20 protein-coding genes and 5 pseudogenes are annotated in these 19777 nt (G+C 63.0%); 15 read left to right on the forward strand and 10 right to left on the reverse strand.

Annotation, left to right across the window (positions count from 1 at the left end; genetic code table 11):
• Positions 1-37: 37 nt before the first annotated feature.
• Positions 38-1027, reverse strand: coding sequence for an IS481 family transposase (locus ABIE45_RS30580; RefSeq protein WP_373622923.1), 990 nt, complete (start codon positions 1025-1027; stop codon positions 38-40).
• 273 nt (positions 1028-1300) lie between these two features.
• Between ABIE45_RS30580 and ABIE45_RS30585 the strand changes: the two genes are divergently transcribed.
• Entirely contained in the window at positions 1301-2497 is a 1197-nt protein-coding gene (locus ABIE45_RS30585) for a hypothetical protein (protein WP_192711596.1), read from the forward strand.
• A 246-nt stretch (positions 2498-2743) separates the two neighbouring features.
• Positions 2744-3184: pseudogene (locus tag ABIE45_RS30590) on the forward strand (IS481 family transposase); the annotation flags it as partial.
• A gap of 422 nt (positions 3185-3606) precedes the next feature.
• Here ABIE45_RS30590 and istB read toward each other — a convergent pair.
• The 4 genes and pseudogenes from istB to ABIE45_RS30610 form a co-directional block, all read right to left on the reverse strand.
• Positions 3607-4228 (reverse strand): annotated as a pseudogene (gene istB / locus ABIE45_RS30595) (IS21-like element helper ATPase IstB); the annotation flags it as partial.
• Between the two features lie 366 nt (positions 4229-4594).
• Positions 4595-4876 (reverse strand): annotated as a pseudogene (locus ABIE45_RS30600) (integrase core domain-containing protein); the annotation flags it as partial.
• A gap of 76 nt (positions 4877-4952) precedes the next feature.
• Positions 4953-5291, reverse strand: a pseudogene (locus tag ABIE45_RS30605) (transposase); the annotation flags it as partial.
• Between the two features lie 320 nt (positions 5292-5611).
• The gene (locus ABIE45_RS30610) at positions 5612-8545 is read right to left on the reverse strand and encodes a transposase (protein WP_192711598.1); all 2934 of its coding nucleotides are present in this window, start codon (positions 8543-8545) and stop codon (positions 5612-5614) included.
• Between the two features lie 338 nt (positions 8546-8883).
• Between ABIE45_RS30610 and ABIE45_RS30615 the strand changes: the two genes are divergently transcribed.
• Positions 8884-9123, forward strand: a complete 240-nt coding sequence (locus ABIE45_RS30615; RefSeq protein WP_192711599.1) for a hypothetical protein — start codon at positions 8884-8886, stop codon at positions 9121-9123.
• A gap of 24 nt (positions 9124-9147) precedes the next feature.
• Here ABIE45_RS30615 and ABIE45_RS30620 read toward each other — a convergent pair whose 3' ends face one another.
• The 3 genes from ABIE45_RS30620 to ABIE45_RS30630 form a co-directional block, all read right to left on the reverse strand.
• Entirely contained in the window at positions 9148-9375 is a 228-nt protein-coding gene (locus ABIE45_RS30620; protein WP_192711600.1) for a hypothetical protein, read from the reverse strand.
• 771 nt (positions 9376-10146) lie between these two features.
• Positions 10147-12318 carry an AAA family ATPase gene (locus tag ABIE45_RS30625; RefSeq protein ID WP_192711601.1) on the reverse strand — a complete coding sequence of 724 codons (2172 nt, stop codon included), beginning with the start codon at positions 12316-12318 and terminating at the stop codon, positions 10147-10149.
• Positions 12315-12884 (reverse strand): hypothetical protein, encoded by a 570-nt coding sequence (locus ABIE45_RS30630; protein ID WP_192711602.1) that lies wholly within the window; start codon positions 12882-12884, stop codon positions 12315-12317. Before ABIE45_RS30630 ends, ABIE45_RS30625 begins: the two co-directional genes overlap by 4 nt.
• A gap of 218 nt (positions 12885-13102) precedes the next feature.
• Here ABIE45_RS30630 and ABIE45_RS30635 point away from each other — a divergent pair, with 218 nt between their 5' ends.
• The 8 genes and pseudogenes from ABIE45_RS30635 to ABIE45_RS30670 all read left to right on the forward strand — a co-directional run bounded on the left by ABIE45_RS30635 (position 13103) and on the right by ABIE45_RS30670 (position 16070).
• Positions 13103-13288, forward strand: coding sequence for a hypothetical protein (locus ABIE45_RS30635; RefSeq protein ID WP_192711603.1), 186 nt, complete (start codon positions 13103-13105; stop codon positions 13286-13288).
• Between the two features lie 60 nt (positions 13289-13348).
• Positions 13349-13867 carry a helix-turn-helix transcriptional regulator gene (locus ABIE45_RS30640; protein WP_373622924.1) on the forward strand — a complete coding sequence of 173 codons (519 nt, stop codon included), beginning with the start codon at positions 13349-13351 and terminating at the stop codon, positions 13865-13867.
• Between the two features lie 306 nt (positions 13868-14173).
• Entirely contained in the window at positions 14174-14551 is a 378-nt protein-coding gene (locus ABIE45_RS30645) for a hypothetical protein (RefSeq protein WP_373622925.1), read from the forward strand.
• 28 nt (positions 14552-14579) lie between these two features.
• Positions 14580-14855: a helix-turn-helix transcriptional regulator gene (locus tag ABIE45_RS30650; protein WP_192711605.1), complete on the forward strand. Its 276-nt coding sequence runs from the start codon at positions 14580-14582 to the stop codon at positions 14853-14855.
• A gap of 229 nt (positions 14856-15084) precedes the next feature.
• Positions 15085-15216 (forward strand): annotated as a pseudogene (locus ABIE45_RS30655) (transposase); the annotation flags it as partial.
• 188 nt (positions 15217-15404) lie between these two features.
• The gene (locus tag ABIE45_RS30660; RefSeq protein ID WP_192711606.1) at positions 15405-15623 is read left to right on the forward strand and encodes a DNA-binding protein; all 219 of its coding nucleotides are present in this window, start codon (positions 15405-15407) and stop codon (positions 15621-15623) included.
• A gap of 20 nt (positions 15624-15643) precedes the next feature.
• On the forward strand, positions 15644-15865 hold the full coding sequence (locus tag ABIE45_RS30665; protein WP_192711607.1) for a hypothetical protein: 222 nt from the start codon (positions 15644-15646) through the stop codon (positions 15863-15865).
• Positions 15858-16070 (forward strand): hypothetical protein, encoded by a 213-nt coding sequence (locus tag ABIE45_RS30670; protein ID WP_192711608.1) that lies wholly within the window; start codon positions 15858-15860, stop codon positions 16068-16070. The genes ABIE45_RS30665 and ABIE45_RS30670 overlap by 8 nt, the downstream gene beginning before the upstream one ends.
• Positions 16071-16155: 85 nt before the next feature.
• On the opposite strand, the gene ABIE45_RS30675 is transcribed toward ABIE45_RS30670, so the two are convergent.
• Complete coding sequence (locus ABIE45_RS30675; RefSeq protein ID WP_192711609.1) at positions 16156-16554, reverse strand: hypothetical protein; 399 nt, start codon at positions 16552-16554, stop codon at positions 16156-16158.
• A 74-nt stretch (positions 16555-16628) separates the two neighbouring features.
• Here ABIE45_RS30675 and ABIE45_RS30680 point away from each other — a divergent pair, with 74 nt between their 5' ends.
• The 4 genes from ABIE45_RS30680 to ABIE45_RS30695 are packed head-to-tail and all read left to right on the forward strand — an operon-like array spanning position 16629 to position 19194.
• A complete protein-coding gene (locus ABIE45_RS30680) occupies positions 16629-16946 on the forward strand; it encodes a hypothetical protein (RefSeq protein ID WP_192711610.1) in 318 nt (105 codons plus the stop codon).
• Positions 16947-16949: 3 nt separating this feature from the next.
• Positions 16950-17090 (forward strand): hypothetical protein, encoded by a 141-nt coding sequence (locus ABIE45_RS30685; protein ID WP_192711611.1) that lies wholly within the window; start codon positions 16950-16952, stop codon positions 17088-17090.
• Entirely contained in the window at positions 17084-17968 is an 885-nt protein-coding gene (locus tag ABIE45_RS30690) for a toprim domain-containing protein (protein ID WP_192711612.1), read from the forward strand. Before ABIE45_RS30685 ends, ABIE45_RS30690 begins: the two co-directional genes overlap by 7 nt.
• Positions 17968-19194, forward strand: coding sequence for an AAA family ATPase (locus ABIE45_RS30695; RefSeq protein ID WP_192711613.1), 1227 nt, complete (start codon positions 17968-17970; stop codon positions 19192-19194). The genes ABIE45_RS30690 and ABIE45_RS30695 overlap by 1 nt, the downstream gene beginning before the upstream one ends.
• On the opposite strand, the gene ABIE45_RS30700 is transcribed toward ABIE45_RS30695, so the two are convergent.
• Positions 19191-19451 (reverse strand): hypothetical protein, encoded by a 261-nt coding sequence (locus ABIE45_RS30700; RefSeq protein WP_192711614.1) that lies wholly within the window; start codon positions 19449-19451, stop codon positions 19191-19193. The genes ABIE45_RS30695 and ABIE45_RS30700 overlap by 4 nt on opposite strands.
• Between the last annotated feature and the right edge of the window lie 326 nt (positions 19452-19777).

The raw sequence follows: 19777 nt of genomic DNA on the forward strand, positions 1-19777 counted from the left end.
GTTCTTCACGTCAGCGCCACAACGACGGAGGTGAGCATCAGACCCTGTCTGGATGTGAGACCTCCTTGGCGTCTTCAACGATGCGGAGGGCGCGTTTGATGAGATTAGGACTGGGTGGTCTGTAGGTTGGGTTGGCCAATGCGGGATCAGCTTCGAGGCGCTGACGCAGCACCATTTCGGGCGAGAGCCCGTTCAGCACGCGCTGCCGGCGGCCGTTGTAGGCGGCGTTGAAGCCGCGCAGCACGATCTCCAGGTCAGCGTGGCTATAGAGCGTGATGCCGAGCACCTCCCTTTGCACCCGGCCGTTGAAGCGCTCGACCATGCCGTTGGTCTTGGGCGTGTAGGGGCGGGTCTTGCGATGCTGCACACCGTGCCGCTCGCAGGCGGCCTCGAACGCGTCGGCCGTGAAGCAGGAGCCGCGGTCAGTCAGCACGTGCGTGACCTTGAACGGAAAGGCCCCGAGCGCGTCCGTGAGGAAGACCACCGCCGAGGCGGTGGTCTCGTCGTCCTTGACGGCGAGATGCACGTAGCGCGAGGCCCGGTCGATGGCGACGTACAGGTAGCGTTTGCGCGAGACGCGGTCGCGATCCTGCAACTTGGGCAGGTGCTTCACGTCGACGTGGATGAAGCCGACCTCGTAGTCCTTGAAGCTGCCGTGCGGTCTGCGGGCCTTCTCGGCGGGCGGCAGCCGATTGAGGCCTTCCGCCTTGAGGATGCGGTAGACCGTATCCCGGTTCAGATGTGGCAAGAAGTGGCTGACGACGAAGGTCAGCGCGTCGAGGGGAAAGCCGGTGGAGCGGCGGAGCGCGCACACGATGGCGCGCTCCTCATCGCTGGCTTTCCACGGCAGCTTATGAGGTCGAGCGGAGCGGTCCTGGCAGTCGCCTGGACCGCGCTTGCGCCACTTGCGGATGGTCTCGGTCGAGACGCCGTAGCGCTTGGCCAGCACGCCGGAGCTCTCGTGCGAGCGGGCGATCTCGGCGCGCACGGCCGGGGTCGTGCGCGCCTGGGGATGGATGGCGAGCATCAGCGCTCCCTCTTGGCAGAATGGCGGCGCACACCGTCGAACCGCCGCGCATAGGCTTCGATCGCCCAACGCGCCGCATCCCAACGACGTTCCGCAACTAAACAGCTAGTCGGAGGCAGGTCCATCGCGCCCGCGCTCGTCCGGCGGGACAGGCTTTGATCTCAAACTGCTGCCGGGAATCCGACGGCCGGCTCCGCCTTAGGTCCCATTTATTGCGTTTTTTACCGAGCGCGGTAAATTACCGATCGACGGGTGAAACTTGGTAACATTACCATGGCTGCGGCATCGCCGTTCGTGTTCGCGCGGCCCGAAGTGGCTTCGCGGGTCGCGCAGTGGGCTCTGGGGGAGGATCCATTCTCCCCTGGCGAGGTCAGCGTGTTCCTCGCCGCACCCCGCCGAACTGGCAAAAGCACCTTCCTCGTGCACGATCTGCTGCCGGAGCTGACGTCGCGCGGTGCCACCCCCGTGTACGTCGATCTGTGGTCGCAGAAGTCCGGAGATCCGGGCGATCTGATCAACGAAGCTGTCCGGAAGGCCTTGGACAAGCAGGGCAGAGGCGTACTCGACCGCATCCGAGGCGCCGGGGTGACGAAGGCCGGGCTTGGATCCTGGTTGAGCTTCGACCTGGAGAAGCTAGGCGTACCCGGCGGCGCGACGCTCGCGGAAGGTCTGGCGGCGCTCGTGCGGAAGGGTGGAGGCCCGGTCGTGGTGGTCGTCGACGAAGCTCAGCAGGCGCTGAAGTCGGAAGCAGGGCGGGATGCCATGTTCGCCCTGAAGTCGGCGCGGGATACGATCAACCTGGATCCGACGCTGACCGCCGGCCGACCGGCGGCGCTGGGCCTGGTTTTCACCGGATCGCATCGCGACAAGCTGGCTTCCCTCGTGACGGGACGAGACCAGCCCTTCTTCGGATCCAGGATCAGGGATTTCCCACTGCTCGGACGCGACTACACCGAGGCGTACGGACGACATGTCAACGGACTCCTGCCGCCGGATCGCCGGATCGATCCGGCGGAAATCGAGAAGGCCTTCGACATCGTCGGACGACGCCCCCAGTACCTCCACGCCGCCGTCACACGATACGCGACCGGCGACCTGGGCGGCGAACGAGAATTCGATTCCCTCCTTCAGCTCGCACGGGACGAGCGGGAAACCCATTGGGACTCTTATAGGCGTCAATGGTCGAACCTGAATGCCCTGCAACAAGCCGTCCTCAAGCGGATCATCGGCGAAGGAGAGCGTTTCAGACCGTTCGATGGCGAAAGTCTCGCCGCGTATTCAGACGCCCTGGGCGAACCGATCGCAGCCAAGGATGTCCAGCAGGCACTCGACGGCCTGCGGGAGCAGGAGCTCGTCGTCCGACTGGAGCGCGGCAGGTACTCGCTTGAGGACCCCTCCATCGCCGATTGGCTTCGGGCGGAAGCCGCATCACCCGAAAAGGACGCGGCGAAGCCGGGGTCTCGCCCCTGAGTATCCGCTTTACTTGTTTATCGAATAGGTTCCGGTGCCGCCTGGAGATCTACAGCTTCGACATGCCCGAGTAGTCAATCGCACCTGCGTGCGTGCAATATTATAGGTTAGGCGACGTCCACAACTTCCGCACACTAGCTGTTTGGTAGTGGGACATCGTTGGGACCGGGTGCGTTGGGCCATCGATGTGCATGCCTGGCGCTTTGACGGTTGCCATGGTCGTGGCCCCCGCCGGGGGGCCCGGTGATGCTCGCCATCCATCCTCAGGCTCGGACCACCCCGGCCGTCCGCGCTGAGATCGCCCGCTCCCCTGAGAGCTCCGGCGTGCTGGCCAAGCGCTACGGCGTCTCGACCGAGACCATCCGCAAGTGGCGCAAGCGCGGTCCAGGCGACTGCCAGGACCGCTCCGCCCGACCTCATAAGCTGCCGTGGAAAGCCAGCGATGAGGAGCGCGCCATCGTGTGCGCGCTCCGCCGCGCGACTTCCTTTTCGCTCGACGATCTCACCTTCATCATCACGCACTTCCTGCCGCATCTGAACCGGGACGCGGTCTACCGCATCCTCAAGGCCGAGGGCCTCAACCGCCTGCCGCCCGCCCAGCGCACGCGCAAACCGCACGGCAGCTTCAAGGACTACGACGTCGGCTTCGTGCATATGGGCGTGAAGCACCTGCCCAAGCTACAGACTGGCTTCAACGTCGCCTACAACGGCCGCCGTCAGCGCGTTCTGAAAGGCCGCTCAACCGACATAGTCCTGCGCGAGCGGCTGAAGGCGAAGCCTAAGCTCGCCAAGCCGGTCACCAAACCGCCGGACCCGGAGGCACTCCCGAAAGCCCTCAAAGTAGTCGCACGCGCCAAGGAGGTCTCGCATCCAGACATCGAAATGAAGGCGATACGTCATTCGTTCGCGGTGACTTCCACCCCTTCCGCCTGATACATAGGCCGAGAGCGCGAGGATGCCTGCGTATTCCGACGAAGCCGGTTGGGGTTTCTGATTTGAAGCCGGCCCTCATTCCGAGGCGAAGCCGGCCACCGGACCGATCTGAAGCCGGCCAGTGACGAGGCACTCCCGCGAGTCTGGGGTGAGGATCACGAGGTCAGTCGGACAGGTCAAGCGGCGGGCTCGCCCGCCTTGCGTTTGCGCAGGCTCTCGCCGGCGAGTTCAATGCGGTGAGCGTTGTGCAGCAGCCGGTCGAGGACGGCATCGGCGAGCGTGGGGATGCCGATGATCTCGTACCAGCGATCCACCGGCACCTGGCTGGTGATCAGGGTCGAACCGGCGTCGTAGCGGTCCTCGATGATCTCCAGAAGATCGCGCGCCTGTTCGGGCAGGAGCGGCTCGGGGCCCCAATCGTCGAGGATCAGCAGATTCGCCTTCGCGGTCTGGCGCAGCAGCCGCCCGTAGCGGCCATCGCCACGCGCGAGGCTGAGCGCCGCAAACAGGCGTGGGACCCGGTAGTACAGGACGGAGAGGTCGTCCCGGCAGGCCTTGTGCCCGCGTGCGCAGGCCAGCCAGCTCTTGCCCACGCCGCAGGGACCGGTAGTCATGAGGTTGCGCCGGGTCCGGATCCAGTCGCCGGTGGCGAGCTTCAGGAATAGCCCTCGGTCCAGGCCGCGATGGCTGCGGTAATCGACGTTCTCGATACTGGCGGGATAGCGCAGCCGTGCGGCGCGGGCGCTCGAAGCGCTTCTGCCGCCGAGCCGTGGCCTCGTGGTCGAGGAGCAATCCGAGTCACTCGGCGTGGCCGAGGGCGCGGGCCTCCGGGTTGGCGTCCAGCGCCTTGAAGCCCGAGGCCATGCCGCTCACAGCTGATCCTCTCAATCAGCCCGGTCCAAAGCCAGCCGATCAGGTCACTCACGCCGGAAAATATGTCGTCAAGGGGAAATTTGGTCGGTGTGATTGGCATTTTGTTGCGGCGCTCGAAAAAGAGAGTGGGTCGTTGGACCAATCGCATTTTTGAGATAGGAATTCTTAGAAGCCAAATAACGCACTAAGTAATTGAAAAAGCTTGTTTTTCTATTTGTTTCTGACCCCTTGGCGGAAATCAATTAGTTTGTGGAACTGTCACATGCAAGCAGACAACTGGAGTTGCCGCCATCAAACCGGACACCGGGCTGGTTGCATCTGAGCTCGGATGAACCCACGCGGCGAGCGCATGCCGAGCGCACGATGGGAATGATGTTCATTGTAGTCGGTGATCCAGGCGCCGATCCGCGCCAGGGCGGTGTCGGCGTCGGACCGGGGTTGGACGCTGGCATAGTCGCGCTTGAGCGTTTTGACGAACGCCTCGCTCACCCCGTTGCTCTCGGACGAGCGCACCGTGAAAAAGGGCGGGAGGTTCAGGGCTGCGGCGAAGGACAGCGTCTCGGCGGCCGTGTAGCGCCTGTGGTGCATTGACCAGCAGCGTTTTGAGCGTGACCATCGCCTGGGTTCGCGCCTTGAGCGCGGTGTCGCGAGCAATCTTGAGGTGACGGATCATCTCGACGGCGCCATCGCCGAGCTTGGGCTCGTCGGTAGCCTCACCGGCCAAAACAGCCCGTGCCGCCGACTCTGCATCGACGGTATCGGTCTTGCCCTGGCGGCGACGGAGCTGCCAGTTGACCCGACCAACTTCGATGACACGCAAGCCCATGGCAGTCAGGGCCCGCGTGAGGCCGGCACCGTAGGAGCCGGTTCCCTCGATGCCGAAGGCATGCACCACACCGTGCTCGGCCGCCCAGGCGGCCACCTCGCGATACCCCGCGCTGGTCACCGGGAATGATGCGGCGGCAAGGCGTGCGCCCAGTCCGTTGATCGCGACGGCGACGTGGACATCCTTGTACTTCTATCAGGTCACGTCTCGTGACGCCCCGGGTGCAGCCTGGAGGGCTGACAGATCAATGCCATGACACGCAGTCAATCGTAAGGACTGGTCAGGCCCCACAGGCTGCACGCACCTTCTCACAGCGGTAAGGTCTACATCGCAAGACCGAAGCGCGGCATTCGCGGCCACATAGGATGCAGCGCCGCCGTGCAACACGCGATGCGCCACCTTAAGGAAGATTACCGCATGGGGCGAAACTACCCAAACGGCCCCAACAGAGACGCCGCAAACGATGTCCACGCTGTGATTTGCTACAACTTTGCGCGTAGTGCGGGCCACCCCATTCTCGTAAGTGTTTGCGGAGATTTGCGCTGTAGAGTTTCTACAATCTCTTCCAATACTGAGGTGCCACGGTCATTCTTGGCGGTCATGCATTGAAGCATGTAATACGCTGCCCTTCCGTTTCCATACCTTTTCGGCACTTGTGGCCAAGGCACTCCAACCGAAAGCACGAAGAATACACCGTTGATGATCTTCCGATGCCTCCGCTTCTGAAGCGGCGTGAGCAGATCAGCGACAATCGACCATTCGTGCGTGGTTAGATCCTTCCACTCTTCGACGGATATCCTTCGGACGTCGCCCGACAAGTTCCAGGCGCGCTGCGAAGAGGTTAACGGCTGTTGCTCCGTCTCGATGTCTACCTGCCTGTTGAGACGCCGCGACTGTCTTCTCATGTTGTGCATCGGGGTAAGGTCGATGCCCGCGAGCACGCTCGGTGCGTCGCGTTGCCAAATTTGGCAGATTTTATCCCATGTTCCCCAGTAAACAAGACGTTTTTTAGCGTACAAAAAGTCGTCGAGATTGTATTCCCCCAGTGGCATTCGTTCCCATGAGCAGCGGACGCGTAGCTTAAGCATTATCAATTCTAACAATTCGCGCGCTGGTATCGCGCAGATCTTGCCGCTTTTGGGCCGCTCAATATTGGGATGAATCGTGCAGCGAACCATTTCCCAGTGCTCGTCTGCGATACGATGCCGTCCGGACCCGATACAATCGGCGGCGGCGAGGTGTGGCCTAAGGAGGACGCGAGGTTCGGCGACCAGATACGCCGCCCGCGGCAGGCCGGCGATGATTTTGACATCCCACTGGGACACAAATTCGGGATACATTGGTTCGAGTATAACCCGGAGGGTCTCAGCACCACCGGCATAGACAAACCTTTTGATGCCATAGTAAATTTCATTTCTGTCTCCAAAGGCAATAGGCAATTTTTTCAATGGAGTTTTCGTCGACAAGGAGAAAACCAACGCGTTTACAATAACTCTTGTTATTGTATCGGTAGCTCTGCCACCATCCGTAAATTCCATCTCGGGTAAATAATTAACGACGGTCGACCACTGCGCGTCTGTCAGATTATAGCGACCTTCTTCCGCGAGTTTTTGCATCGATAACTGCGCCGCTTCATTGTAAAAATATTCGATATTCAGTATGGTTGTGCGTTCCAAGAATATCGGCGTTGTTTCGGCGATCGCATTCTGATCATCCGTCAAAAGGGCCTCCCATGCGACCTTTATGACGATGTTCGCCTCGCCGACTGGACGTCCATGACGTTCGATCCGCACTTCCGGAACAAGCTTCCTAAACATGTTTAGAAAGTCGCTGTCTGCTTCTGTGAGGACGCAGAACGGTAGTCTAGCCCGCAGTTCGGAAAATCCGCGTACTATGTCCGCCGAACGTCCAGATCTTTCGGAAAGTTCAATTTGCCGCTTGCTAATATTTTGGATCATGTCCTTAAGATGATTTATGCGGCTTGCGATTTTGTTTCGATTCTCGACGAGCAAATCATTTGCCCATCCTTTCATCAACTCTTTATCGAAGGTTCTCTGCCGCATGAACAGTTCGATCTCGAGTTCGCTTTCAAGCGCGGACGTCTTTTCCGCATAGAAATTCAATCGCTCGGCAATCCTTTCCTCGTAGTGGCAGGCGAATCCCTCATGAATTTGATCAATCCTTAATTCATCCGCCAATGCATCTACGATAGCCGTTTCGATCGAACTGAGATCCACCCTCATAGAACGTGCGGCACAGGATGAAGTATCAACACCGTGCTTGCAAATGAGGCGCCCACCCTGGCTGCTATCGTGCAGAAATTTTTGGCCGACGACATGTGAACAGTCGCAGGATGCCGCACCGAACAACCTTTTGGGGTGATCGCTCGGCTTGTAATTTTTAGGCCGGCCCTTCTTTACGCGCGTCCGGTTGGCCGCCCTGAAAAGATCATCCGATACAATCCGAAAGCTCGGATTATAACTCGACTCAATTTTTTGTCTGATGTTATGCAGCATTTCCTTCTTAAGAGTCCTCCTGTCTTTAACGGAAATTTTACGTCTATAAAATATTCTTCCGGTGTATATCGGCCGCCTTAATACAACCTGGACCGTACCTGAAGTCCAATTTAATTGTTTGGTGGGCGAGAAGTCTCCGTCGGCATTTAGTATGCGGGCGATGCGCCCGTAAGGGATGCGTTCTGCGGCCAGTCTCATTATTTTCAAGACGACGCCGGATTGTTGTAGGTTTATATTAGGAAAGCCGGGACGCCCGCTGTTTTGATAGCCAAAGCAGGCCCCAGTTGGAATGCCTCCGCTCTGCACGAGTTGCGTGATCCCCGCCTGAGTAAGGTTCCGTCGTCTGATTCGGTCCCGCTCGGAACGGATGGCGGCTTGCCCAATATCCTCCTTGGAGAGATGCCTTTCGTCGATTGCAGAATGGAGTTCCACCCCCTCTTTCTCGAGGCGTTCAGCGATCTCGATTGCGTCGTAGAGCTCTCGACTAAACCTATCGAAATCTTCTATGACAATTGCATCAAATTCGTGGAGTCTTCCCAAAAGGTCCAGTAATCCACTCCGACCTGCAGCTGTCGCGCCGCTCTTACCTTGATCGTCAAAGTAATCAGCTATGCACCCACCAACCATATTAACATAATATTCACATATGTTCCTTTGTCGAGCTATGCTCGTCTGCTTCTGTTTTGATGTCGAGAATCGAGAATATACGGCGAAGCGCTTCGTTCCCGCGACGATGCGTCGATCGATGACCCTTTTTCCTCCAGTGTCGGTATTAAAGAGGTACAGTTCCAGCCATTCATCTGTGCCGGCCCGCCTCCCATCCAGCGCATCTGCCAGGGACAGGACGTCCTCCTCGTCGTCATCAGAGGATATTTGCGTGTTCTTCGAGTCGAAGGCCATTGTTCGATCCGTTTGAGCTACTGCTCTGCGCGATGAGCAACTATCATCACAATCTTTGTCCAATCATAGCCGACCATAACAAACGACCGATTAACATGAAGATTTCTTTGGCGAAGTTGACGAATGACTTTTAATCGTGACGATCGTAATCCTGCGCGGCCTGCATATCCGCATCGGCTAGTACACGTGCGAGGGCACGCAGGAATATCTCGGCGGGTGTCTTAAGCACATTCATCACCGTTGCATCTCGATGTGGTCGTGGTCGTTCAAGGAGCTGCGATGTCAGAGGCGGCGGGCGTCCGCTCGTTCGCCGCCGCCCACTGGTGCCCGGTAGCGGATTGCGAGAGATCGTCAGCTTCCGCGCCATGCCCGACTCCTTAATTCACCGCGTCCCCCGCTTGCTGCCGGTGATCGTCCGAACCACCGAGCAAGTGGATCACATCCGGTGCGGCCAGCGCTCGATGTTCGAGCAGTGCTCCCGCCAACTTCTCGACGTCAACTCGCCTATGCAGCTCGATCTCGCCGGCGATCCACAAGGGGGATCGAACTTCGCATTCGACGAGGTTGAAGGCGACTGAGGCCGCTGCATCCCGGACTGCAAGCTAGCGGCCCATGCCCAAGCGGAAATGGGGATTGTGCGCTAGCGGCTTGGCGGTCGCGAGGTCGGGCTTTGCGCTGGCGGACGGGCTGCGGCAGATCACGATTTCGGCCGAGAGACCGGCGAACAACGCGCCGAGCATGTCCGGAGTGCTGTTGTGAGTGGGGGTGCCCGGCGCCTTGGCGTAGCCGCCGCAGACGGGCGAACGTAGCGCGATGTCGTCGGCTTTCATGCCGAGCGCGTGCGCTACTGACCTGACCGCCTGACTTTAGAGCGGGCTGGTTGAAAGGTTCAGCCGGGACCGAAGGAGTGGGAAATGCGGCTTGGTTCGATGACGACCGCGGAGCAGGCGAAAGCAGCATGGTCTCGCGAGCCAGCATATTCGCCGTCGCTCGGGCCCCGGCATAAGCCATCTCTCGCGTTGAACACGTCATCCGCTGCGGATCGACCCAGCGAGGTAAGATCGAACTCCGGGTCGCGATCGGCGCCCTCACCGAAATCACGTTGTCCATAATGCCTGGCGTCGCGAGACCGGCGAGCATTCTCATGTCCTCAAGGATGCCGTCGGCAGCGACTGAGTCGTAGATGCTCGCCGTGGCTCTCTCGGGATCGTCGCCGACGAGTCTGCCGATCCTTTCGGCAGACAGGAGTTCGTCGGCGAGACGCCGCTGAAGGCAGAGACGCACAGTGTCGGACATGACACGGGGGCAGGGCCAGCAGATGAGTTCGTAGACCCAGTCCAGCCTCGGGTCGGACGCATGGGACGCGAGCCGCTCCCGCTTCATCTCGCCTTCGCGGATGAGGGCAGGGGCCTTCCCGGCGGAATCGTTGTCGACGCCGACGAGACAGTAGACACCCTGTGCCAGCACGTCGGCAAGTTCCAGAAGCTCGTCGAAGTGCCAGAAAGGTACGGCGTGCATCGCAATGGCCGAACCGTTTAGTTCGAGGCTGACTAAACGGTCGCGCGGCGTACCCCGTAGCAACACCGTCGGCAGTCCGGTCGTCACGACGAGGCTCCCGTGCATGGCTCGGCTTCCCAGTCCGGGCCCAAGTCGGCAATATTGGGATCCGTCGTCCGCGGATCCTGGTCCGACCTATCCGACGACGGCGGCGAGGCTTGCGCCTTCGCGACGATCGCGAGAACGTCCGGACCTGCAAGGTAGCCTGCGGCTTCGAGCGAGGCGGCGACGGCTTCAACCGACGCCCAGCTCCTTTCAAGCAGGATCCGGGCGTGGGCTTCAGCCGCCCGTAGGCGTTCCGAAACGGCCTCAAGCAGACCGCGGACCATTACCAGATCGCCATCGTAGGGCTCAATTTGAACGAGCCCGGTCAGTCCGTTGCCGAAGCGCAGTTCGAGATCTCGGGCGAGCGCAGTCGCCTTGGTAAGGTCGGATGCACCGCCGAGCGACACCGCCCCGAGGCCAATCTCCTCGGCGAGGCGTCCGGCCAGGAGAACGCTGAGATATGCTTCGACGCGGTCGTACGTCGCATCTCCTGCGAGATTGACTGTTACGAACGCCTCCCCCCCGCCATCGTGAAGGACCAGGTCGACTTCCGGGCCAAGCTTCAATTCGAGATACACGATCACGTGGCCGGCCTCGTGAAGGGCGATCCGGCGGCGGACGTCGACGGGGAGGGGAGGGCGGCCCGCCCGAATCTCGGTGAGGATGTCGTCTAGGAGGATACCGCGTCCGGCCCGGCGGGCGACTCCTCGAGCCCGGCGCACCCAGGCTTCGACGTCGGCCCCGGTGCGACCGTGCGCGGCCAGGGCAAGCGGCGTGAGCGACACGTCCGACGGCAGCTCGTTCGCGATGTACTGTCGGAAAATTGCGGACAAGCTCGCCATTCCGGGCAGACCGATCGCGATCTCGCGGTCGAGACGACCCGCGCGTCTAATGGCGGCGTCGATCCGGTCCGGGAAGTTCGTCGCGGCAACGACGACGACTCCTTCCAGCTCATCGCCTGCCGAAAGCAGCTCGAGGATGAGATTCACGACCTGTGACCAATACTGGACGTACTGTCCTCGAAACTCGGCCCTATCTGAGATGCCATCGAGTTCGTCGATGAAAAGGATGCACGGCGCACGCGATCTGGCTGATGCGAATACCTCGCGGATGCATCTGAGCGTACCGGAGAGATACTCCGACTGATGCCAGTCGGCGACCGACGTAGCGACCAGCGGCAGCGAACACTCTCTGGCTACGATTCCGACAAAGCTGCTTTTTCCTACGCCGGGCGGGCCCGTGAGAAGCGCGCGGGTATCCAGATCGCGCCATGCAATGGCACCGGAACGAAACAGCTTGAGATCGTGTGCGAGGGCAAGGCCCCACTCCCGGGCCTCGCCGTAGCCCTGAAGTTCCCGAAGCGTCGGACCTTCATGAACGTGCTCGTTCTTCGCGGAGAGGATTCGGGCGATTGCATCGAGTGCAGCTTCGGGATCGACGGCGCATCGGAGGGCGACCGTAAGATCGGCGACCTCGATGGTCGAGAGGAGGGCGTGGTCGAATACTCGCGTCGGACGGCTGCCGACGACGGCTTCGACGACGAGCGCGAGTGCGCTGGGATCTAAGGATGGAAGAGCGATAGCGGCATCTGCCGCGCGTACGAGATCCCGGGGAAGTTCCCGTCTGGGGTCGGGCGCAACTCCGATAAAAGGGACGCGCGCGTGCAGCATCGCGGCGACGACGTCGTTCCCAATTTCGTTCGCGTCGCGCTTGTCGGCGCCGTCCCACACGATCAGCGCGGCATCCCCCTTCCTTGCGCCGATCGAGCTGCCGCGGCTCGGCTCCACAACCATCCTCCCATCGCCGAAGACGCATCGCTGGACAATTCTACGAACGAGGGCACCGACGCCTCCGACATGGGTCGCGATCGTGACCACCGGCGCGTCGTGCCTCAGCCGGCGAAGCAGGCCGGGCTCGGCTTCAATGGCGCGGGCAACGAGTACGGCCACGGCCGCGAGATCCGCACGGATTAGAACACGATCACCTCTTGGCGCGCTGTCAATCGCACGGACGCGGCGGGTCACACCGTCGTCGCCGTCCAGGATATCGTGCCGGAATCGATCCCGCTGGAGCATGTCCTTGCGTTCGATCCGCTTCAGAGAGCGGAGAAAGGCGCGCGCGAGCACGTCCCTCTTCAAGGCCTTATCGGGCCCAATCTTTGCGGCATTCATAGGCTGCTCCCGTCGAGCATGTCGGTGAGGGTGGCTGCGGCGACGACGAAGGCGGTCAGCGCACCAGTGTCGAGATCCGGTCCGTGGACGGGCTGGGTTGTCGCGATGCGGCCCAGCCAGCGGGCATTTCCATACGACGCGATCCGCCGACCAATCTCGGCCGACATAGCCCGCCGAGCTCTCGGTCGAAGTGCCCCTGTCCAGAAGAGAAGGAGCATCCTCTCGGCGAAGGCGTAAGACGGCATTGTGCACAGGCGTAGAACCGCGGATTTCCAGTCGGCTGTCGCGATCGTCGCGAAGGCTGCGGCACCGTCGAGATCGCGACCGCTGAACAGGATAACGGCGGGTCCGGATGGAAAACCGGCTTCGGCGATCCTATCCCGGCACCAAATCGGCGCCGAGGCGACTGAGATGCCGAGTTCACCAGTGAATACGAGATGTAGACAGAAATCGTGGGGTTGGCGGCCCGCCAGCGCACCCGTCAGGTCGCCGGTGAAGCCGCGGCTGCCACGTCGCGACGCCGGTGTAATAGCGCGCCTTCGTCGAAAGGGGACGATGTTCGTCATGCCGGGACCGATCGGTCGAAGCCGGAGGGCCCTGCGGATCGCTGACGTTCGATCGTACGTAGAAGGCCGCGTTCGGTAACGAGGACGACGCGCTGTCCCAGCTTGGCGGCGCGGCACCTGATCGCGAGTAGGCTTCGCTTCAAGGGCCGCTTCCGCCAGACCCGACGGGTCCCCGCCAAGATAATGACGCGGCTGCCGTCATTACGGATCGTGAAAGCGTGGGCGAGGCCTTCTGCTTCCAGCTGTCGGTAGAATTGCATGCAGGTGAGGCCGCGGGACATTACCGTCCGGATGTCGTCGCGTCCCATCAACGCGATCTCAAGAAGAGTCTCGAGACGGGCGCGGCTTGCGGCGAGCCTGATGCGACGGCATTCGGCATCGCTGTTCCGCGCCTCGGAACCTGAAGGAATGGGCATGGCGCAAAGGTTCCCGGTCCGCCGATGAGTCGGCAAGCGATCGATGGAATGATCAGGAATTCCGTCGCGTCCGAGCGGTCGACTGCATCGGCATCGCGCGTCGTCTTCGACATGTATCGAAGGAACGGCCACGAAGGTGCGGCGATATCCTCAATCCTATGGCTTGCAGGCCATCGAAGGATCGGGCCAACTAGCAGCGGCACCTTCCGCGCTTCGCGTTCAGGTCTGCCGTACAGCGATTCGCACGATGCAAAAATTTTGGAGCCGCGTCAAGTGAAACTACTCGCTAAAATCGATATCGCTCAGCTGCGCGCGGCTCGCGCGTGGCTGGGCTGGTCCCAGCAGGAATTGGCAGATCGTGCTGGAGTTTCGCCGCGAACGGTCGCGGCCATCGAACTGGCGACGGTCAAACCGAAACCCGAGACGATTCGGCAACTCGCGGAGTGTCTGCAGGAAGCCGGAGTCAAGTTCAGCCGAACCCGAGATTTCTGGCCGCAGATCGCGTTGAGGCCGTCGACGGTCGACATCGGTGCGGCCGCCGCTCCTCCCGCAGATGGCAGTGCTTGAGTTGGTCTCCTACGAACGGATCGCGTGCGGCTGCTCGGACCGCAGCCCCATGTTCAACCGTGCTGCCACGATCTGCTCGAATGAGATCGGTCGGTACTCCCACGCGTCCACGCCTACGTCGCAGGAGCGGCCTGCCGGCGGAAGTCGACCGTGACCTTGTCCGTGTAGGTTCCACGCCCCGTATCTGCTTCGGCTCCAATCTCGAAGAGCATAGTGGAATAGGATGATCGGTATTTTGTCGATCATGATCTCCGCATAGGGACGCGTGGACGTCCAAGGCAACTGCAAGGTGTGCCGACGGTCGTGATGACCAGTAATCAGATGCTTCGTACGGCCGTGCAGACGGTCGAAGAGACAAGCGATCCTGTGGGGATCGCAGCGGTAGGCGAAGTCGCCGAGATGCCAGACCTCGTCTTCGTGGCCAACGACCTCGTTCCATCGCGAAACGAGCGCCTCGTCCATCGCGAAGCTGTCGGCAAATGGCCGCCTGCAGAAGCCGATTATGTTGCCATGGCCGAAATGATGGTCGGCGGTGAACCAGACTTTCATGACGGCCTCGCGGAGGGTCCCGAATCAGAAGGCGCCGCGACGCTATCAGAAATTTCGAATTTTGAAATTTCTGAACTTCAAAACTTATCGATACCTGGCGGGTCGGCTTTTTTCGAACCGTCGGCAGATGCGTAAGACTCTTCGAAGCGCCCGGCATAGGGTGATGATCGACAGCTTGGTGGCATACCGCCTGCGCGCGGGAATGACGCAACTCGAACTGTCGAGACGCATCGACCGATATCCATCCGTCATCTCGAATCTCGAGGCGGGAGGACGTAGGATCGATCTCGTCGAACTCGTCGAGCTTTCGGAGGTTATTGGCTTCGACATCCACGAACTAGTCGATCTGGTGGTAGCTGCGGATACATTGAGCAATCGTGCAGGCGAGCCCGCAGCCAAAATCGAACCGAAACGCCGCTCGAAGCGGCTTTCCAAGTAGCATGCCGCTACGACCTGCCGATCAGCATCGCCTCATCAAACCGATAACGACACTCGGGCGGACCGCGAGGGCCGGCGGGTGGTCGATCGCGCTCACCGACCGCAACAGCTTCGCAGACCTAGCGCGTACTGGGATCGCGGTTGCTGGGTAGCTCGTGACTGGATGTCTGATCCTCCCTCGGCTTCGCGGACACCTCTGATACGCTCATGCTGAGTGGGGAAGGTGTCGGATGGCAAAGACGAGACGAGAGTTCACGCCCGAGTTCAAACGCGAAGCGGTCGCCCTTCTGGAGAGCAGCGGCCGGCCGCAGATGCAGGTCGCGGCCGAGCTCGGGATCCAGCCCTCCATGTTGCGGCACTGGTTCTACATTCGAAGTCGCAAGAGAGCGGAAAAAGCGCAATCGTCACAGTACCTTACGCCGCCGCGGGGCGGCGTTTTCTTTGGATAGGGGCCGAAACACGAGCTGCCACCTAACCCATTGATATCAAACGACCTGAGAAAGCCTGACGGCTTCTCGACGCGACAAAAAACGCGACAAGGAGGTAGCCGATGGATGTTTCGGATGAAGAACTTGGATCGCGCGACCTCCTGTACGGCATGCCTGCTATCGCGGGTCATCTCGGCCTGAAGGTCCCGCAGGCGCGGCATCTCGCGGACAAGAGGACGATCCCGACGTTCAAGGTCGGCAAGCTCACCTGCGCCCGCCGCTCGACCCTGAACGCGTGGCTGGCCGAGCGCGAGGCGGCGGCGCGGGCGGCCCGGCCGTGAGCCAGGATCGCGCCTCCGTCATGGCGGCGTTCCTGCTCACGCCTCGGGGCCGGCAGCTCCGCGAGCCCGGCGCGCGGCGGCTGGCCTGCGCTCGGCACTGCCCCGGCATCACGGCCGGCGAGATCGCGCGCGGCATCGAGATCGCGGCCGAGACCGTCCGCGCCGAGGCCGCGACACAGCAGGGCGGAACCGGCCAGTCCGATACCCCACCGATTCGATCGCGGAGCACGCGCCATGGTTGACCTCGCCGAGGCCGTCGAGGCGTTCGCGCTCTCGGACGAAGGCCGCGCGTACCGGGACGCCGATAGCCTCCTGGCCGCGTGCCTCGACCGCTGGCCGGACCTCACGCAAGCCGCCTTTGATCGCGAGTTCGGCACGGCTCTCGCCGCCATGCGGGCCGAGCTGTGCCCACCGAATGCCCGGCAGGCCGGCAAATCTAGCCGCTGACGGCGATCAGGGCGTCGAGGGCGGCAAAACCATGCCCCGAACGGTCTCGCGCGGCTCCTGAGCCAAATTTGAAGGCCAGGGCGGTTCACCCTCGCGTGGGCTTCGGCTTGGCGGTGATCGCGTCGAGGATGCCGGTGGCTCGCGTGGGTGCCGCGGGGGCAGCCGGCTTGGCCGCGGGCTGCGGTTTCGCCGCGGTGGCGGCCGTTGCGACGTGCGGACCCACCAGCCGCGCGCGGCGGTAGGGCGTCAGCACCGCGCTCTCCCGGAAGAACTTGCCCGGGTCGGCCGCTTCGGCCTTCGTCTCGGCGTCCTTCACCGCGTTGATCGCGGCCTGCTCGCTCGGAAATGGGAGTTCGGCTTCCTCGAATCGCTGGCCGAGCAGCTGGTGAAGGGCCGCAGCCTCTCCGCGAAGCAGGCCGGGGTGCTGGACGGCATCGTCGAGAAGGTCTGGCGGGCCGCATAGGCGGACCCGACCGCATCCCACGGGCGGCGTCAGCGCGCGCCTGTCTCCGAACCGGCGTGCACCCGCGCCTCGCCTTTATCGCAAGGATCTCCCGCATGTTCGTGGACTGGACCACGGCCGAGCGCCCCATGCTCGACGCCGCGATCTCGCGCGCGCCGGCGCACCTCCGGCCGGCTTTCCTCGCGGTGCGCGATCACGGCTGCGCCTTCGTGTTCGTGGCGCAGGGATGCGTGGCCTTCACTGTCCCGCGGGACCGGCCGGCGGTGGTGCTGATCGGCGACGATCTAGCTACCTCGTTCGGCCCGCGCGGCTTCGATCGCGCCTCGCTTCGCCGGCACCTGTCGACCTGCCGGGCGGCGGCGGTGTGCGCGAGCGAGCCCGTCGTCTCGATCTACGCCGAGGCGGTGAACTGAGCGGTGCGCAACCGCGAAAACGTCGTCATCGTCGAGACGCACCCCGCGCATGAGGCGGTGTGGCTGTCCGAGATCCGCAAGCGAGCCCCGGCCGATATCGCGCTGGCTCTCGCGACGACGGCGGAGGCGGCCGGATCATGCTGAATCTCCGCCAGATGGCGCACGCGCTGGGCGGCGAAGTGGCGGGCGGCCAGGTGCTGTGCCCCGGCCCCGGCCATTCGGCGCGGGATCGCAGCGTGGTCGTCCGGCCGGATCCCGGCTCGCCCGGCGGTGTGCTCGTGCACAGTCATGCCGGCGACGACTGGCGCGCGGTCAAGGATCACGTGCTCGGCCGGCTCGGCATCTCGCCGGAGCGGTCCACACATGCTGCCCGCTCGGCGCCGCCCAGCGACCGGCCGGCCCCGGTGGCGGCTGACGATCTGGAGCGCCGCCGCCGCGCCCTGGCGGTGTGGCACGCCGCGGGCGATCCGACCGATACGGTGGTCGAGCGCTATCTCGCCGGCCGCGGGATCACGCTGCCCAATGATCCTGGCGCAGTGCTTCGATTCCACGCGGCCTGCGCCTTCGGGGAGGAGCGCTTGCCCGTCATGGTCGCCGCCATGCGGTGCGTGCTCTCGGATCGACTGCAGGCCGTGCATCGAACCGCGCTGATGGCCGACGGCGCGAAGGTCGGGCGTAAGATGCTGGGCCCGGTCGGCGGCGCGGCGGTGAAGCTGGACCCCGACGACGCGGTGACGACCGGCCTCGCGATCGGCGAGGGCATCGAGACGTGTCTCGCGGCGCGGCAGCTCGGCATCCGGCCAGCATGGGCCCTGGGTTCGGTCGGCGCGATCCGCGTCTTTCCCGTGCTCGCTGGCATAGAGGTCCTGACGATCCTCGTGGAGAGCGGCGATGGCGGGGCGAGCGAGGCGGCCGCGCGGGTGTGCGGCGAGCGCTGGCACGCGGCCGGGCGTGAGGTGGTGCTGGCCCGCCCGCGCGTCGGCGGTGACATGAACGATGCGGTCCGGGAGGCTCGACGCTGATGGCGCAACCGGAGCATCTGAACGCCGAGGATCACGTCGAGTTCACGGCCTTCGAACCGGATACGGACGGCGCCGGAGATGGCGGCAAGCCCCGCAAGGCGATAAAGGCCACGCCGTTCAGATGGCGGGACCCGTCCAAGATCCCGCCGCGGGAATGGCTGTACGGCCGGCATCTGATCCGGCGATTCCTGTCGAAGACGGTGGCTCCCGGCGCGGTCGGCAAGTCCAGCCTCGCGCTGGTCGAGGCAATAGCCATGGTGACGGGTCGCGCCTTGCTCGGCGTCGCGCCGCCGCGCTGCCTGCGGGTCTGGTACATCGCGCTTGAGGATCCGCTCGAGGAGATCGAGCGCCGTGTCGCCGCGATCTGCCTGCGCTACGGCGTCGAGCCTGCCGAGCTGGAGGGCCGGCTGTTCCTCGACAGCGGGCGCACCTCCGAGATCGTCATCGCCTCGACGACGAAGGATGGCACGAAGGTCGCCGAGCCGGTGGTCGAGGACCTGGTGAAGACCATCGTCGCCAACCGGATCGACGTGGCGATGGTCGACCCTTTCGTGTCGTCGCACCGGGTGAGCGAGAACGACAACGCCGCGATCAATCTGGTGGCTAAGGCCTGGAATCGAGTGGCCGAGACCGGGCGGGCCGCCGTCGAGCTGATCCACCACGTGCGGAAGGGGCAGAGCGGCGGCGTCGAGTTCACCGTCGAGGATGGGCGCGGTGCCGGCGCGCTGTTGGCCGCGGCCCGATCGGCCCGCGTGCTGAACCCTATGACGAAGGACCAGGCCGAGAAGGCCGGCCTCGTCACGCCTCGCGGCTACTTCCGGGCCGACAACGGCAAGGCGAACCTAGCGCCTCCCCCGGATCGCACCGATTGGTTCCGGCTCGCCTCGGTGCCGCTGGGCAACGGACCGGACGGTGGCGACCACGTCGCGGCGGTCGAGCCCTGGTGTTGGCCCGACATGCTGGAGGGCGTCACGGTCGAGGATCTGCGCAAAGCGCAGCGGGCGATCGGCGCGGGCCGGTGGCGCGAGAACGCGCAGGCCAAGGATTGGGCCGGCCTCGCCATCGCCGAGGCGCTGGCGATCGAGCTCGATGTCGCCGGCAAGGCGCGGGTCAAGGCGATGCTCAAGACGTGGATCGGCACGGGCATGCTTGTGGTGGTCGAGGGCCTGTACGAGAAGCGCAACAAGCGGAGCTTCATCGAGGTCGGCGAAGGCGCGTCCGACTAGAGGTCGGCAAGCATGCGCTCCGACAGGCGCATCGGAGAAAGGTTCAACTGTCGGTACGAGCAGACGAGATCGCTTCCGCCTTCATCGGTGAAAAGGTCGGCGTAGGCGGCTCCGTCCGCCGCCTCGGTGATTTGCGGCGGGTCGAGGCCGCGCTCGGCTTGGATGGTGGCCAACAGTTCGACCTGCTTGGCCCGATCCTCACCGTACCTGCCGATCAAAAACGTGATCCTGCGATCTGCCGCCATCGTCTGCCCCACCTCATTTTCGGCCCGCGACGCCGCTGCCCCACCTGCCACACCCCCCTAAAGGGGGTGGGGGTGGTGAGGCAGTGAGGTAGGCATCCTAGCGCCACACCGCCACACCACACCTTTTCGAGGTGAGGCAAACCGTTGGTCTGCCGGTCGCCGGTCCCGATAGGTCGAGAACGACACGGCGGCGCGGACAGATGGTTCAGCGAGCCGTGTCGGTGGCATCGTGGCGGCCGGTGATGACCGCGCCGATGGGAGGGCGGGTCGAAAGTCGCAGGCCGGGGGAGCACAGACCGGATGGGGAGCCACCCGCAGAATTAGTTTCGCGCGAGAGT

This window comes from Methylobacterium sp. OAE515 (genome assembly GCF_041806315.1).
Classification (GTDB): Bacteria; Pseudomonadota; Alphaproteobacteria; order Rhizobiales; family Beijerinckiaceae; genus Methylobacterium; species Methylobacterium tardum.